This window comes from Tsukamurella sp. PLM1 (genome assembly GCF_023168325.1).
Classification (GTDB): Bacteria; Actinomycetota; Actinomycetes; order Mycobacteriales; family Mycobacteriaceae; genus Tsukamurella.
Genome location: NZ_AP025688.1, coordinates 2464894 through 2480552, shown reverse-complemented (window position 1 = coordinate 2480552; position 15659 = coordinate 2464894). Strand labels below are relative to the sequence as shown.

9 protein-coding genes and 1 pseudogene are annotated in these 15659 nt (G+C 67.6%); 4 read left to right on the top strand and 6 right to left on the bottom strand.

What is annotated here, in order from left to right:
• The first annotated feature begins 34 nt into the window (after positions 1-34).
• Positions 35-1315: a reverse transcriptase family protein gene (locus MTP03_RS12795; protein ID WP_248488624.1), complete on the top strand. Its 1281-nt coding sequence runs from the start codon at positions 35-37 to the stop codon at positions 1313-1315.
• A gap of 264 nt (positions 1316-1579) precedes the next feature.
• On the opposite strand, the gene MTP03_RS12790 is transcribed toward MTP03_RS12795, so the two are convergent.
• Positions 1580-2059, bottom strand: coding sequence for a DIP1984 family protein (locus MTP03_RS12790; RefSeq protein WP_248488623.1), 480 nt, complete (start codon positions 2057-2059; stop codon positions 1580-1582).
• Between the two features lie 136 nt (positions 2060-2195).
• Between MTP03_RS12790 and MTP03_RS12785 the strand changes: the two genes are divergently transcribed.
• Together MTP03_RS12785 and MTP03_RS12780 are read left to right on the top strand one after the other, a co-directional pair.
• The gene (locus MTP03_RS12785) at positions 2196-2582 is read left to right on the top strand and encodes a hypothetical protein (protein ID WP_248488622.1); all 387 of its coding nucleotides are present in this window, start codon (positions 2196-2198) and stop codon (positions 2580-2582) included.
• 11 nt (positions 2583-2593) lie between these two features.
• Positions 2594-3196 carry an HAD family hydrolase gene (locus tag MTP03_RS12780; RefSeq protein ID WP_248488621.1) on the top strand — a complete coding sequence of 201 codons (603 nt, stop codon included), beginning with the start codon at positions 2594-2596 and terminating at the stop codon, positions 3194-3196.
• A 12-nt stretch (positions 3197-3208) separates the two neighbouring features.
• Here MTP03_RS12780 and MTP03_RS12775 read toward each other — a convergent pair whose 3' ends face one another.
• The 4 genes from MTP03_RS12775 to MTP03_RS12760 form a co-directional block, all read right to left on the bottom strand.
• A complete protein-coding gene (locus MTP03_RS12775; protein WP_248488620.1) occupies positions 3209-4021 on the bottom strand; it encodes a hypothetical protein in 813 nt (270 codons plus the stop codon).
• Positions 4018-5340, bottom strand: coding sequence for a hypothetical protein (locus MTP03_RS12770; protein ID WP_248488618.1), 1323 nt, complete (start codon positions 5338-5340; stop codon positions 4018-4020). The genes MTP03_RS12775 and MTP03_RS12770 overlap by 4 nt, the downstream gene beginning before the upstream one ends.
• A gap of 4 nt (positions 5341-5344) precedes the next feature.
• The gene (locus MTP03_RS12765; RefSeq protein WP_248488617.1) at positions 5345-8707 is read right to left on the bottom strand and encodes a DUF499 domain-containing protein; all 3363 of its coding nucleotides are present in this window, start codon (positions 8705-8707) and stop codon (positions 5345-5347) included.
• A 113-nt stretch (positions 8708-8820) separates the two neighbouring features.
• Entirely contained in the window at positions 8821-11583 is a 2763-nt protein-coding gene (locus MTP03_RS12760; protein ID WP_248488616.1) for a DUF1156 domain-containing protein, read from the bottom strand.
• Between the two features lie 376 nt (positions 11584-11959).
• Here MTP03_RS12760 and MTP03_RS12755 point away from each other — a divergent pair, with 376 nt between their 5' ends.
• Positions 11960-12238 carry a helix-turn-helix domain-containing protein gene (locus MTP03_RS12755; RefSeq protein ID WP_248488615.1) on the top strand — a complete coding sequence of 93 codons (279 nt, stop codon included), beginning with the start codon at positions 11960-11962 and terminating at the stop codon, positions 12236-12238.
• A gap of 7 nt (positions 12239-12245) precedes the next feature.
• On the opposite strand, the pseudogene MTP03_RS12750 reads toward MTP03_RS12755, so the two are convergent.
• Positions 12246-15645: pseudogene (locus tag MTP03_RS12750) on the bottom strand (helicase-related protein).
• Positions 15646-15659: the final 14 nt, after the last annotated feature.

Genomic DNA, 15659 nt, shown 5'->3' with positions numbered 1-15659 from the left:
TCCAGGTCACCCGGGCGGCGTTCGCATCGCGCTCATGACGTCGGTCGAGGTCACGCGTCGTCTCCAGCGCGCGCAGCGGTACACGATCGCCGCACGCGTTGAATGGTTCACCCCGACACAGTGGACCGTCGACCGCGTCGCCGGCGCGATCTCGGGAGTCGTTCCCGCCGACGAGGCGAGCGCCGTCGCTGCGGCGCTGATCGCCGCGCACCCGCGCGCTCCGCTCGATCCGCAGGACGACGGTCCGCCCGTGCTCGCGAACCCCGCCGCGCTGGTCGCCGCGCTGGACGGGTACCGCACCGTCGAACTGCTCGAGCCGGACGGCCCGCTCGACGTGCCCGGGCTCGCCCTGCCGGACCTGTCCGCGGTCGCCCGGATGCTCGATCTGACTGCGCCCGAGTTGGAGTGGTGCGCGGACCCCGGCGGTTGGCTGCGCCATTCGTCGAAGCCCCTGCGGCACTACCGGGTCCGGCGTATCCCCAAGCCCGCCGGGGGAGTGCGGGTGATCGAGGCGCCGAAGCCGCGGCTCGCGGAGGCGCAGCACCGTGTTCTGCGTCGCGTGCTCGATCCCGCCGGGGCGCATCCGGCGGCTCGTGGCTTCCGCCCCGGCGGATCGGTCCTCGCGTACGCTTCTCCGCACGTCGGCGCGTCCTCGGTCGTGCGCCTCGACCTGCGGGACTGCTTCTCGACGGTGACCGTCTCCCGAGTCCGGGACGTGTTCCGACGCATGGGATATCCGGCGCCGGTGGCCCGCGTGCTGGCGGATCTCTGCACCGTCGCCACGCCGGGTGACGAGCTCCGCGGGCTCGATCCGTGGCAGGCGGCGGTCCTGCGGTCGCGGCACCTGCCGCAAGGGGCGCCGTCGTCGCCCGCACTGGTGAACCTGGTTCTGCGGCGGCTCGATTCGCGGCTGACGGGTCTCGCTCAGTCGCAGGGGGCGCGGTACACGCGATACGGCGACGACCTGGCCTTCTCGAAACCGCGCGATCCATCACTGATCGCGGGCGTCGTGCCGAAGATCGTGGCGGCCGAGGGGTTTTCGGTGAACTCCACGAAGACGCGGGTGATGCGTGCCGGATCCCGGCAGGAGCTGGCCGGGGTGGTGGTGAACGCGCGGGCCCAGGTGCCGCGGGCGGAATACGACGCCCTGCGGGCCCTGCTGCACAACGCCGCTCGGTTCGGCGCGGAGAGCCAGAACCGGGACGGGCACAGCGACTTCCGGGCGCACGTGTACGGCCGGATCGCGTGGGTGGGGCAGGGTAATGAGAGCAGACGCGAACGCCTCCTCACCATGGCCGCACGGGTGCGGTGGTGAGGAGGCGTCCTGCTCGGCCGAGGCGGTCCCCGAACCCGCCCTCGTCGCCGTCGGTCACGTCGATGGTCGGTGATGTGCGATGCGCGTGTGCGCCGTGTGCTGATCAGCGATGCCGGACTTGTGCGATACCGGTTTTCGGCGGTCCCCACGCCGGACTCATGAATCCTAATCATGCGCTGACTACAGCTTCTTCGGCCCGAAGGCCTCCCATCCGCCCGTGACCGGCCAGCGACTACCTGCTCGTCCCGGCCGGGCCGGCCCCGCTCAGCTCGCGAGCGGGGTCAGCCAGTTCAGTTCCTGCAGCCGCAGGTCCAGGCGCCGCAGGTCCGCCGACAGGGCGTCCGCCTCGGCGCGCAGCGCGGGGACGTCGACGGCGCGGAGCGTCTTGATCTCGGACCGCGAGTACAGGAAATCCCGCCGGTTCGTGCCGGCCTGCGCCAGCTCCGTGCGCAGGGAACGCCGCAGCCGCAGCGTGTCCCGGCGCGCGAGGGCGTCGGTCACCGTCATCGCCTCGTCGAAGCGGGTCGCGAGGTTGGTGCGGTTGATCCGGGCCAGCAGCGTCTCGAGCTCCGATGCGGCCTCGTCCGCCTGGGCGACGAGGGCGGCGGGATCCTCGGTCGGCTCGTCGCCCTCCTGGTACAGCGCGGCCTCGCCCGCGCGCTGGCGCAGCTCGGTGATGCGTGCGATCAGATCGGCCCGGCGAGCCAGCGCCTCGGCGACCTTCATCTCCTCCTTCTCGTTCATGAGCGAGAACGCTACGACCGCGTGTGCTGTGCCTCAAGCGATTATTCGGGCACGGTCGGTCTGATCGGGAAGCACCCGGCCGCACCGAAACATGTCGGTGGCTTGTGACAGATTGCTCGCTATGACAGGGAGATCGATGGCGGTCCGCGGCCTCCGCCTGCCACGGTTGCCGAAGCCGGATCCGATGCGGGTGGCGTGGTACGCGCAGGTGCCCGCCGCGGCCGTATTGTTCGCCGGCGCGCTCAGTCCCGAGCGCGTTCCGATCGTCGTCATCGCCATCGGCGTCGCTGCTTGCTCCCTGGGCGCAGGGGCCGTGCTGGCGGCATGGCGGCGCCGCGAGATCCCGGAGTTCGCGCGGATGATGGCGGTCACGGTGTTGGCACAAGCGATCTTGAACGGCGCCGTCATGGTCTCGATGTTGTTCCGGGACACGATATCGGCCGAGAGTCGCATCCTCTGGGGGATCTGTGCGGTGATGTTGGTGGTCAACAGTGCTCGTACGCTCACGACCTGGCGTCGGTAACGTGTCGTGGCGTGTTCACCATCGGCTTCGACCTGGACCTGACGCTCATCGACTCGCGGCAGCGGATCCTGACCGCGGCGCAGCGAGCGTTCACGGATCTGGGATACGCGGTGGCCGACGCCCTGCTGCTGCCGCATATGGGTGTGCCGATCGACGACGTCGCTGCTTTGATCGTCCCTGGCGTCGACCGTGCCGAATACCTCCGGCGGTACCGGCACCACTACGACGCTGACACGACGACGCCGGTGCCGGTACTGCCGGGAGCGCACGAGCTCCTCGCCGCGATCCGCGCGGCCGGCGGCCGGTCCGTGGTGGTCTCGGCCAAGCAGCAGGCCGCCGCCGAGCGGGCGGTGGCCGACGCGGGCCTGGACGTGACCGACGTGGTCGGTGGGCAATTCGGCGCCGATAAGGGTGCGGCTCTCGGCCGGTTCGGCGACGTCCGCGCCTACCTCGGCGATCACGTCGAGGACGCCTCGGCTGCCCGCGCCGCCGGGTGCACGTTCATCGGCGTGACCACCGGCGAGTTCGACGCCGACGCCCTGCTCCGGGCCGGCGCGACGCGCACCGTCGGGCATCTGGCGGAGGTCATCGAGCACCTCGCCGCCCTCGTCTGAAATCCTGCGTCGTCAATTGGTCTGTTTGGTCGGGAGGTGGGGACCGATGTACCCGACGTAGATCTTCTGGGTTCGTGCTGTGTCATCGAGGTAGTGGAGGCGTGGACTGATCATTCCCGACTGAGCGATCTTGAAATGGGCACCCATGAACGTCTGCTCGTTGACATCCACGGTCGCCGGGACGCGGAGAACGCGCGGCCCCCAATACTTCGGATTGTTATGGACATCCTCCGACTCATCGGCAGCGTGCCGGTTCTTCGGAAACCCCCTGTACTCGCTGCTGGGAGGTGACTCGAGATACATGTCCACGCTGCCGCTGAACCCGCTGGCGCGTGCTCGGCCGAAGTCGTCGAGAGCGAGGAGCGCATCCCAGATCTTCCTCGCCCAGTTCCCTTGGGAATCGTGGGTACCGAGGTCGAGGACGATCTCCTCGTCGCCCGTGAACTCGATGTGAGTGAGCTCGTCCAATCGGAGCACGAGTTCGTCGTAGCCCTCGGGTGGAACGTCGCGTGGATCGGCTTCGGGCAGGGCCCAGGCGGCGTCCGCCTCACCCAGTTCGGCGAGACGGCTCTGTAAGAAACGGTTCCGCCGGTCTAGCTCGCGCACCTTGTCTGTCGCATCCGCATGATCGACTTGCTCCTGCCGGAGTCGTGCGCGAAGCTCCTCGCCATCGGACCAGCTCTGCTCGAGGTCGGTCTCGAGCCCTGTGATTCTCGCCTTGAGGTCCTCGCGCGCTGCGTTCGCGTACTGCCCCGTGAAGGCAAGCTGACACAAGTCCAGCACCGCATCGACACTCGGGGTGAATGTTCCGAAGAGCCGCTTCACGGTATCTCGAACGATGCGAGCGGCGTCGCCGATGATCGCCTCCTCGTCGACGATCGACGCGCGCCCCTGCGCGGTCGGGGGCTGACGACGTGCAACGTGCTGTCAGGCGCAGTAGCCTCGGTGTCCTGCGCAGTCGTGACCTCGGCGACGGCCGGGGCGGTGCCGGGAGGCACATCAACGTGCGAGGCGGCCTGTTCCTCGACCGCGGAGTCGGTGGGTGCAGGTATCGCCACCGCTGTTGCGGGCTCATCGACGACGGCCGGTTCGGCGGCGACAACGTCGGGTTCCGGCGTGGCTGCCACGACCGGCCTCCGCCGGAAGATGTCGAGCGGGGTGGGCGCCGCAGTCGTCGCCCGAATGTCACCTTCGGTCTCCACGGCGGGATCGTTCGCGCGACTGGGGTCTTGTATCGGCTGAGGCCCGGGCATGGCGATCGTGGGAGCCGGACTGAGAATGAGGTCGTCGAGCTTCTTCCGGAGAAGAGCGTCAACGGCCAGTACTCCGTCCGGAAGGCGCGTGGTCAACGCGGTCTCTCGCGCCCTGCTCGCGAGAACGCGAGAGGTGGGACCGGGCCGCTCGTAGCTTGCGGCGAGTGTCTGCCGGGTCAAGAACCGGTGACGTAGCCCGTCATCCCGGTCTCCCAGCACCACCCCTGGGAGGAACGTGCGGAGCGTGCCCGGCGCCACCTCGTGGTGGGGTCCCACCGTCGATGTGAACTCCGTCGCCGCTGCGCCAGTCAATATGAACGCGGATGCGGCGCCGATGGTCCCGGAGGTCAGCCGAGCAACGGTGTCCTCCACGACGAAGCGATCCTGTTTGAGTGGATCCTCGGCGGCGACGAACACCAATCCTCGGCGCCGCGGATCGGTGATGCGCTGGACGAGTTCCTGCGTGCCGAGGCGATCGACGATCGTGGGATCGGCGCTGAGGACGAACTTGCCGTCAGTGGCCTCCAATCGCTCAAGCAGCCGCCGAGCGAGCTTCGGAACCCTGACATTCGGTCCCTTCGGCGGTCGATGAATGTCCAGCCAGACCCAGCCGGTCGCACCGGTCACGCCGTGGTGCACTGTCAGCTCGGATACCCACGTCCCTGATGCCTCTTGCTGCACGAAGCGGTGGCGCCGCGTGACTCCACCTTTGGTATGGGTGTGTCGGACGACCATTGCCCGGACGTTCGTAGCCACCCACGCGGGGTGATCCTCCGTAGCCGTACCGTTCGCCCAGCCCTTTTCCTTGATCCACTCGTCGAGGCGCTCGTCGACGTGTTCCATCAGGTTCGGTTGATTCGCCGCGCCCACGAACATGCGGTATCCGAGCATCGGGCTACTCCGCCTCGAACCCGTTGTTGACGAATTTCAAGGTGTTGCCGTTCTCCGAGACGGTGCGGCGGGTGGCGTCGTCGAAGCCCGCCGGGGTCGTCGCCTCGATCTCGACGGTGATCGTGAGGTTCACGCCGGGGGTATTCGCGAGATGGGCGATCACTTCCGCTGCGGTGTCGTTGAATGACCGCTGGTAGGCCACGGGATCCAACTCCACGGTGCCGAAGTATCGAGTGGGAGAGGGATTCGGGCGTGGCCGGGGATCCAGGCCGGGGCCAACAGCCCCGCCGCTTCCGTCCCCGCCGCTGGACCCAGTTCCGGTCGAGCCGGAGTCGCCGTCATTGCGGAACTCCGCGAGCTCCGACTCCCGCTGCGCCACGGCGCGCGCCGGCTCGACGATCAGTGTCGAATCGATGTACGCCGGTGTGGTCGAGTCGGTGGGGAGCGTGAGATCGACGTATGTACCGCCCTCGAAACCGGAGGCGAACGCGAAACCTTGGGATTCCCACAGCATGGAGTCGCCGAAGACTCCGTCCAGTGCTCCGACAAGCACCTCGCGATCCCGGAGCCGCTGCAGGTACGGGTACTTCGAGTGCAGGTCCCACAGTTCACCGATGGTGATGTGCCCGTCGTCGTTCCAGTAGCGCGAGAGGACCCCGCGGAGCTCCCGACCGACGGCGCCGGCGTTCCACGACAGGGACAGTGCGCCGGAGTCGTTGAGCTTCTTCCCTGCCCGGGTTACGAGGTCGTCTCCGGCCCGGACCTCGACTGCGTCAAGCTCGAACTTGCCGCCGGCGTTCTGTACCGGCTGGATCACGAAGTCGTACGTGTCGAGGATGCGGCTGTCGGTGATGCCGTCGGCCTCGGCCATACGGGTCTGCGCCTGGCGTTCCTGCTGGCCGGACAGGGACATCGCGTCGCGCTCGTTGTAGATGTGCTTCCACGCGAGGTACCGCCGAACCGCCTCGGCGAGCTCGCTGCGTCGCCGGTCGTCGGCTGCGAGGAACACCACCGAGTTCTGGAACTGGCGCATTCCGCCGGCTCGCTCGGTGAGCACCGAACGCACGAATTCCATCGCGGGCGAGGCGTCGTCGCCCTTCTTGTGCTGGTGCTCAGGGCTGAGGACGACCAGTCGGACGCCTTCGACATCGGCGATGTCCGCCGGTCCAGACGGGGCGGTGATCAGTCCGGTGAAATACGTCCCCGAGCGGAGCCGCGCGCTGAGGCGTCGGCCCACCTCGGTCCAGACCTCGACATCCTTGATCGACGCGGCGTAGTCCCGCGCGGTCTTGCTGATATTGGGGTGCAGGTCGTACCAGAAGCTCTGGCCCTCGGAGTAGAGGTACGTCGAGCGTCCCGACAGCTGGTCGAGCGCGGAGTGGAAGTTGCCGGGGACGTCGCCCGGGAGTGCTGTGCCGGTGAAGATCCGCTTCTTCTCGATGCCCTTGTGCCCTGAGGTCAGGGCCGGCGTGGCACCCATGAAGACGGTGCGGGCGAGCCGCCGAGCCGTGAACCGCTTGCCGTACACGGCGCTGGATTTGTCGATGATCGCGCTCGTGGCGTCGGCACCGTCGATGTCGGTGTCGATGATCGCCTTCCACATGTCCGGCAGGTAGGACGTGAGCTCCGCGACCACCTTGGCGTCGTCGAGCGGGATCGTAGCGGGCATGATCAGCGCCGAAGGGTCGTTCGCCGACCAGAGCCGTCCGACGATGGCGTTCATCAGGCGGAGAACGCCGCGCGTGCGCTGGAACCGCTCCAACGTCGACCAATCCTTGTAGAGGCGATCGAAGAGTTCGGGGTGGATCGGGTACGAGCGGCGAATCCGATTCGCGTACTCGACGTCGGTCACCTCGGCCGGAAACTCGCCGTGGTGCTTCTGGTAGTACTCGACGACCGACTTCGAGATCGTCGCGATCGTGGCGAGCGTGTTCGCGTCCGCCGGCTCGAACAGTCGGCGACGAACGATCTCGAAGCTCTCCTCCGAGTTGGCAGAGCGCCACTGTTCGGCGGAGCGGCCGACGATGTTCTTCAGGCGCTCCAGGGCGGCCGCGCCGTGCTCGCCGCCGACCTCCTCGGCGTTCGCCGCGTCCTCGTTGCGTTCGGAGGCCGGAAGAGAGATCACTAGCTGCACGCCGGGAATGGCTTTCGCGGCCTCGGCCAGCGTCTGCGCGAAGGTGAACTGGGTGTCGAACGTCCCGCCCGGGAGGGGATCGGCGGTGACCAGTTGCCGCGCGTACGCCACCCACTCGTCCACCAGGATGATCGCCGGCGTGTACAGCTCGAGGAGCTCCCGCAGCGCGGCGCCCGGGTTGGTGCCGGTGCGGTCCGCCTCGGCGACGATCGCGTGACCGTCGGGCCCGCCGAGCTGGTACGCGAGCTCACCCCACATGGTGCGGACGACGGTGCCGTCGTCCTTCTGATCTGCCTGCGCCGCCTGGAGCTGGGTTCCGACGAGCGCGACCCGTTGGATGTGTCGCGGGAGCGCGGGCACGCCGGCCTGCGCGAGGGCGTCGGCGATGACGGACTGCACCTCGTCGGGGTACGCAGTGGTCGGCGTTCCCGAGGCGAGGTGCCACAGCGCCAGCATCGAGTGCGTCTTGCCGCCACCGAAGTTGGTCTGCAGGTTCACCACCGGCGGTGCGTTCCGGTCGCCGGCCACCCGTCGGGCGGTGTCCGAGAGGAGCTTCTTGAGACCCTCTGTCAGGAAGGTCCGCTCGAAGAACTGTGCCGGATCGCCGTACTCGCCCTCGGCGCTGCCGCGCATCACGGTGAACAGGTCCGCGGCGAATTCGGCGGCGTGGAACTTGCCCTCGATCACGTCGCGATGCGGCGTGACCACCTCGCGCCATGCGGGCAGGGTGTCACTCGCGACCATCACCTGGGCGGACGACCGCGCCGCGTCCCGGTCGAAGCGGTCGTTCGCGACCTTCGCGACAGCCTGGCGTTCCTGGCGGACCTGTTCCGATTCGGCGGGGGCGCCCACGGCCTTGAGCAATAGCGACGCTGTTTCCAGTGCGCGCTGGGTCTTCTCGTTGTCGAACGCCTCGTTGTGGGCCCAGTCGTTGCGTGCCTCGATCAACTCGTCGACGTACGCCTGCTGGGTCCTGCTCAGGTGGCCGTTGAACGGGTACCAGCGCGGCTTCGCCTTCGACGGCAGGTTGTTCGCGATGAACCGCAGGCTCAGCTGCGGGTCGGTCGCGCTGTACTCCTTGGTCGCCGGCGCGTTGTCGGCGATGCGCGCCACGTCGACCCACGTGCCCGCGCCGTCGAGGTCGGCCGCCAGCACTCGTGTGATGAACGCGTCGAGAGCAGGGCCGAGAAGCTCCAATGCGCGCCCCACGCGCTCCCGGTTGGTGGTCGCCATGTCCTATCCTCCCCGGTTGTAACAATGTGTTGTGCAACGGTGTCGACGGTAGCGCCGAGCACTGACGTGTTTGCCCGGATCCGGCGTTTACCGCGCGAAGGGCGTGGCTCGAATCAGAAGATCGTCTCCTGCTTGCCGGCCGACTTGGCACCCTCGGCGATCTGGTTCCACTCGGCGCCGAGCGCGTTGAACGCGATCGCGAGCTTGGTGTTCTTACCGGGTCCCGAATCGGCCAGGCGGAACAGCAGGTTCGCCAGCTCCTTGCACAGGTCGCGGTCGACGTGATCGGGCACCCTGGCGAGCAGCGCCGAGGCTGCGGGGATGCCCTCGCCCTCCAGTGCACGCGTCAGGTGCATGACGACCTCCCACTGGCTGATCAGCGCATCCGACTCCGGCGCGTAGTCCTCAGGGAGCTCCTCCAGCGGGACGAGTTGCACCTTGCCGCCGCCCTTGGTGAGAATGCCGGCGCGTTCCAGGTGATCGAGCGAGACCCCGCGGGCGTTCGAGATCGATTCCGCGGCGCCGAACGTGCCGACCGTGAAGCCGTTCGTCTTGAACCAGGCGAGCGCGAAGCGCGTGTCCGCGTCGAAGTCGTTCTCCTGCTCGGACAGCACCTCGTCGAGGATCGCGTTGATCTGCTGCAGTGCCGTTCGGACGGTCATCTTCCGGCCGTCGTCCTCATACACGCCGGAGTATCGCGAGAACACCGCCATGCCCGGTCCGATCGCTGCCTGCGGAAGGTCTACCGGCGCGATCGCACCCTGCTGCAGCTCCTTGAGCTTCTGCGGCAGCTCGGACTTCAGGTCGTTCAGGAACCCGCGCCGGTCTGTCGACAGGGCTCCCTCGTCGCGCGGACGCAGCGCTAGGACGATCGACGACGCGAGGGCATTCGTGCCGACGCTGAGCATGCGGCCGGTGCGCTCGCTTCGCATGGGCCATGTTGCGGTGATTTGCCAGTTCGACTGGATCATACCCTCCAAGAGGGTTTCCCAGCCCGATGAAGATTGTCCCGAGGCGGCTTGATCTTGTTGTTTAAAGGCATAGTAGACCGTGATTGGCAAGTCTGTATGCGCTGAACCTCGAGCACGTTTGAAAACCTCGGCGAATCCAATCTCGAAGAATCGATGGGCGCGATCTGTTCCGCCATGCCGATACGGATTTGCAACGAGTTCGTCAGCCTTAGGCACTAGCATGGTGCTGAGAATCGAGGGGTGAATGCCACCAAGGGAGCGTCGTAGCCACACATAGAAGAAGTCGGACAGATCCGAATACCCGATGTTGTCGTAGTACGGTGGGTCACTTGATATCAGATTCGTGCCGAATTCGAATCGTCCCGCGTCGCCTTGAGTGACGAATCCTTCCTTGGACGCGGGTAGCCCGATAAGGGCCTTGGTGATCGACTCGAGCGCTACATACGGATCTCCCGCGGCGTCAGCGAAGGGAGAAACCTCTACGAAGTCCCAGGCCATCGGGACCGCTTGACGAGCAAAGAGGTTGCGCGTCTGGTCGCGGCTACTCGACCAGGTGGCTAGAGTGTTATTGATATCGGTCGATCGACTCACGCCGAGGCCGAGGTACGTGGCCACAGCGTCGGCGTATGCATCTGCGCCGCTGCCGCCAGCGTCGAGGCGGTCGCTGTGGGGGAGACCGGCGGCGACTGCGTCGGTCAGGACCCGCTCGCGGGCCTCGCCGACCAGGTCGCTGAAGGTTGTCAGAGCAGTGAGTTGTCGATTGGTAAAGAGTTCCGAGTATCGCTTGAATCCGTACGCCTGGACCCTGAAGCTTGGAGCCTTAGCGGGGATGTCGCCAGCGGGTGTCGATTCAGGTTCCGGCACGTGCGCGGCATCAATCATTTGGTGACTCGGATCGAGGTAAATCCGGGACCGATTCCCCTCGGCGACGGTTGCCAACAGATCGAAACCGATTCGCATGGCCTGCCCCTCAGCACGGATGTACTTGAGGTCGACACTGGTTTCGCAAGCAACGCACCGCGCGCCTTTTCGGTTCACGGTCCCGTCATCGTCGCCACTAGGACCGTGCGGGTTGTGCTGGACCTCGTAGCGCACCGTCTTGCCCTCGACGATCGGCTTGACCCAGGCCGCCTTGCCCTTCTTCTTGCCGAGCCACCAGGACCGCACCAGTGGCATCTGAATGCCACACGCGGGGTTGGGGCACGTGACGGTGCGGGCCCAGATCCATGCGATGACGGTGGCTTTGGAGCCATCGGGAAGCGTGGCGTCAGGGTAGAGGTGACCGATACGCTTCTTCGCCTCGTCGCGCATCCACTCGCCGTAGCGGCGGACGTCCTCTGCGAGGCCGGTCGCGCGGGGCCACGTGCTCAATTCGGCAGCGCCGGGGAACACGGGCGGCTGCCCGGCGAACTTCGGCGGGATCTCGATGAGCGCCTTGTTGATCAGCACGGCAACGGGGTTCAGGTCAGAGGCGTGCGCCTCGAGGCCGAGACGCTGCGCCTCGAGTGGGATCGTTCCACCGCCTGCGAAGGGGTCGAGGATCGGGGGCGGGTTGCCGTCCGTGGACTGCATGATCTCCTCGTGCGCCTCGCGCAGGAGCTCCTCGTCGCTGGTGTTCTCCCACTTGACGAGTCGTTCGATGAGCTGGTGGAGGCGCCTGCGCTCACGGGTTTGGTCTTCCTCCGTGGGGAAGCGATCGGGATGGCCCGAAGGGTCGTCAACGAGCTGGGCGAACAGCACCGCGCGAGCCGCAGCGAGCGGGCGCCGAGCCCACCATAGGTGCAGGGTCGAGGGGTGGCCGTGTCGGATCGACTTCTCGCGGGCCGACTCCTTGTTGATCGCCTCCAGGGGGAGGGAAACTTCGATCAGTTTCGGTCGAACAACATGTTGTGCATCGTTGGACATGCGACTCGCTCTCGGAGGAGTGGGAACAGACTCACAACATAGTGTGTGTCCGAATTGAGGTGACCGTGAGGCTACAGCTGGGGGCTGACAAGTTCGCCGGTCGCTCGGTGCCAAGGGGTGACGAGCCTGGCGTGTCAGTGGCCGGGCCTACGCCGCGGGCGAGAGGGGCGGGCGCCCACGGTGGTTTCGCGGCGAGCCTGGCGAATATATCGGTATCGATATACGATCGGGGAGATCGTGCGTGACCTGGAGTGGGTCGGCTCGGCGTTGTCGGACCTGAAGGAGTTCCCGGATGCTTTCGCCCGATGTCGAGGTGGGGCGCCGGCGCTACGAGTTGGCGCGCAGGATGTCGCAGCAGCGGAAGGGATGACCGGAAATGAGTGTGTGGGACGACATCGCGGATACACCGGACGAGGCCGCGAACTTGGCGCTCCGTGCCGAGTTCATGCATGCGATCGGTGAGCAGGTCGAGTGCCGAGGGTGGACTCAGGCCGACGCGGTTCGCGAACTGGGTCTGACGCAGCCTCGCGTGTCGGCGTTGCTCCGCGGGAAGATCAGCCAGTTCAGCCTGGACGCGCTCGTCGTCATCGGCTTGAAGCTCGGGCTCCGCGCGGAAGTCCGGGTGACGGATCCGGGTCCGGTGCTCGCGGGGTAGCGTCGCATCACTGCGGCGGTGTGCCGGCCGACCAGGTGCGGCGCCAGTCCAGCTGGATCCGTGTCGTGGCCACGGCGCCGACGTCGATGGTCCGGAAGTGGTCGGTGAGGTAGCGCAGCTCGTCGTGCGGGGCACCGTCGGGATGCACGGAAACGAGGGCGAGGCGATGGGCCCGGCCCATGTTCTTGCCGAGCATCACCTCGCTGAACGTGACCTCGAACGTGTCGGCCCCGAGGACCCGGCCCTTGACCTCGATGTACACGGTGGAGCCGTCGGGAGCCGTGCTGCGGACGTCGTATCCCTTGTTGTTGTGCGGCATCTCCTCCGGACTGCGGCCCAGCGCGCGCTCGGCGGCGAGGACGGCGTCCACCGCACGCCGCTCGGTGGCGGCGGTGTCGGACGCGTAGCGAGCCACCTCTCCACCCACCAGACCAGCCGGGATCACCACCGCCGCGCCACTGAGTACCGGAGGTTTCGCGGCGAGCCGGCCGCGGGCGTCGAGGAGGCGCATGCGCGCCTCGAGGCGCCGTTCCAGCTCCGCCGCCTGGGCCTCGAGCGCCTCCGGTGAGGTGCGGCGCCTGCGGTCGGGTGTGTCGCGGAGATCCGCGGCTGTCCGGTAGAGGAAGTTGATCTGCTCCGTCAGCCGGACCCGGACCAACTCGCGGGTCTTCGCGACCTCCGGTTCGATCCGGGCGCGAACCTCGGCCGCGTGTTCTGCGACCGCGGAGCCGGACACCCACGCCGCGGCCCGGCGGTCCGCGCCCTCGGCGAGCCAGGACTGGGCGAGGACGCCGGCCGCGACGTCACGCGCACCGTCGGGAAGCGGAACGAGGTCGTTGAACGGACCCGGCCCGGCATCCTCGACGACGCCGTCCGCCGAGACCCGGACGTACTCGAACCGCCGGCCCACGGTGGTCCCCGTCCCGTCGACGACCTCGGCGGCGAGCGCGATCAGGAGATGCGGATCGGTGCCCGGATCCTCGGGATCGAGGAGCACGGTCCCGGCCGCGACGGCATCGCGCCCCGCTCGACCGCCAGCTCGAGGACCGTGTCGAGCAGCGGATGTCCCGGCGCCAACAGCTCGGCGTCGGCGGAGCCGGGTACGTGGGCCTCCTTCGGTTCGAAGGTGACGCGCTGGTAGGCACCGGCGATCGGTTGCGCGGACCGATGGCGCACGGCCGACGGCACGGTGCGGATCTCCAGCCGGCGTCCCTCGCGGGCGGCCATCCGTCCGCCCAGTGCGCGGAACGCACGGTCGAAGCACGCCTGCACGTAGTGCGGCTGGAGGCGACGCGCCTGCGCCTCCTCCATGTCGCGCCGGATCCGTTCCACGTCGGCCGCGGCGAGGCCCTCGCGGGCCAGAGCGCGATCCGCGACGAGCTTGGTGCACCCGTCGGCCACCTGCGCGTCGACGACGCGCTCGATCTCGTCACGTCGGGCCGGATCGTCGCCGTAGCGGATCGCGTCCATCAGGAGTTCGGTGAGTGGTCGGTCCAGGAAGGCCTCACCCAGGACGTCGAACAGCTTGCCGCCGTATGCGAGCCGCTGCTCCTCCATCTTCTCCAGGAGCCGTGCGTACACCTGACCCTCGCGGGTCTGATCAGCGACCAGGTTCCAGAGCCGGCACACCTGTTGTTGCCCGATTCGGTGGATGCGGCCGAACCTCTGCTCGAGCCGATTCGGGTTCCAGGGGAGGTCGTAGTTGACCATGAGGTGCGCGGCCTGCAGATTCAACCCCTCGCCCGCGGCGTCCGTCGCGACGAGCACTGATCGCCTCGGTTCGTTGGTGAACTGTTCGCGGATCCGTTTGCGCTCGAGGCGATGAGTGCCGCCGTGGATGGTCTGTACAGCGTCTTCGGAACCCAGGAGATTCCGCAGGCGTGCCACCAGGTAGTCGAGAGTGTCGCGGTGTTCGGTGAACACGATGAGCTTGCGGTGCCCGCCGTCGGGCGAGCGCAGCTCGTCGAGGTGGAACAGTGACGCGAGCTGTTCCCACTTGCGGTCGATTCCGGCGTCGCGGACCCCGGACGCCAGCTCGACCAGCCGGTCGAGAGCCGCGATCTCGAGGTCGAGCTCGGCGACGGTGCGCGCCGCCGTCGCCGAATCGAGCACATCGTCCTCGAGTAGCTCGACGGCTTCGGCGTCGTACTCGTCCGTGTCGTAGCGAGCCGCATCGCGCAGGAACTGCTTCCCCGCGTCGGAGGACCAATCCGCCTCGGAGAAAGTGCCGTTCGCCATCTCGTCCCGTCGCCGGGAGAGGCGAGCGCGACGGCGCTCCAGGCTGCGCGTGACGGCGTGGCTGCTCGACGCGAGTCGTCGTTGCAGCACTGTCAATGCGAATCCGACGGTGCGCCGCCTCCCGTCCTCGACGGCCTCCGCGCGGTTCATCTCATCCCGCACGTACGCGGTCACCGCCTCGTAAAGCTCCAACTCGGCGGCGGACAACGTGTACGGCACCGTCTGCGCGATCCGCTCGGGGAACAGCGGTCGGCCCTCGAAGGTGAGGAGCTCCTCCTTCACCATGCGGCGCATCAGTCCCGAGGTGTCCCGGCGATGCGAACCCGGGCGGAACTGCCCCGCGAACCGGTCGCGATCGAGGAGAGCGAGGAACGCCTGGAAAGCGTCCTCCTTGCCGGCATGCGGGGTGGCGGACATGAGGAGGAGATGCCGGGTGATCCCGCCGAGCAGTTCCCCGAGGTGGTACCGCTTCGTGCGATGGAGCTCGCCACCGAACCAATTGGCGGACATGCGATGCGCCTCGTCGACCACGACCAGGTCCCAACGGGATCGCTCGAGGTGGGCGCACAGTTCGTCGCTGCGGGCCAGCTGGTCCATCCGGGCGATGAGTACCGGATGGCCGGGGAACAGGTCACCGTCGTGAGAGACCTGGACCAGCTCGCGCGTCAGTACCTGGGCCTCGATACCGAACTTCTCCTTCAGTTCGTCCTGCCATTGGTCGACGAGGCCGCCCGGAGCAACGATGAGAAGACGCTCGCAATCGCCGCGGAGCATCAGCTCCTTGGCGTACAAGCCGGCCATGATCGTCTTGCCCGCGCCCGGATCATCCGCCAGGAGGAAACGTAGCGGGGTACGGGGAGGAGTTCCTCGTACACGGCGCGGATCTGGTGCGGCAACGGCCGCACCGAACTGGTCGAGAGTGCCATCATGGGGTCGAACTGCCCGGCTTTGCGAATGCGCTCGGCCTCCATGGCCGAGGTGAAGACGACCGGGTCGCCGTCGAACCGCCAGCGCGGTCCACTGGCAGTCTCGATCATCGAGAGCTCGCTGGGCGTGAGAACTCGCTCGTCCACGCCTCCGCCGTCGGGGCGATAGGTGATGGTGGCGCTTCCGGACGGGTGGCGCTCCACAGCGATGACTGTGACGTCTTCACCGATCACTCCGCGCACGCGGTCACCGGTGA

What these genes read in the sequence shown, in the direction of transcription:
- MTP03_RS12760 (WP_248488616.1), bottom strand. Translation starts at nt 11,583, where the DNA reads ATGTCCAACGATGCACAACATGTTGTTCGACCGAAACTGATCGAAGTT.
- MTP03_RS12785 (WP_248488622.1), top strand. Translation starts at nt 2,196, where the DNA reads ATGGCGGTCCGCGGCCTCCGCCTGCCACGGTTGCCGAAGCCGGATCCG.
- MTP03_RS12770 (WP_248488618.1), bottom strand. Translation starts at nt 5,340, where the DNA reads ATGCTCGGATACCGCATGTTCGTGGGCGCGGCGAATCAACCGAACCTG.
- MTP03_RS12755 (WP_248488615.1), top strand. Translation starts at nt 11,960, where the DNA reads ATGAGTGTGTGGGACGACATCGCGGATACACCGGACGAGGCCGCGAAC.
- MTP03_RS12765 (WP_248488617.1), bottom strand. Translation starts at nt 8,707, where the DNA reads ATGGCGACCACCAACCGGGAGCGCGTGGGGCGCGCATTGGAGCTTCTC.
- MTP03_RS12795 (WP_248488624.1), top strand. Translation starts at nt 35, where the DNA reads ATGACGTCGGTCGAGGTCACGCGTCGTCTCCAGCGCGCGCAGCGGTAC.
- MTP03_RS12790 (WP_248488623.1), bottom strand. Translation starts at nt 2,059, where the DNA reads ATGAACGAGAAGGAGGAGATGAAGGTCGCCGAGGCGCTGGCTCGCCGG.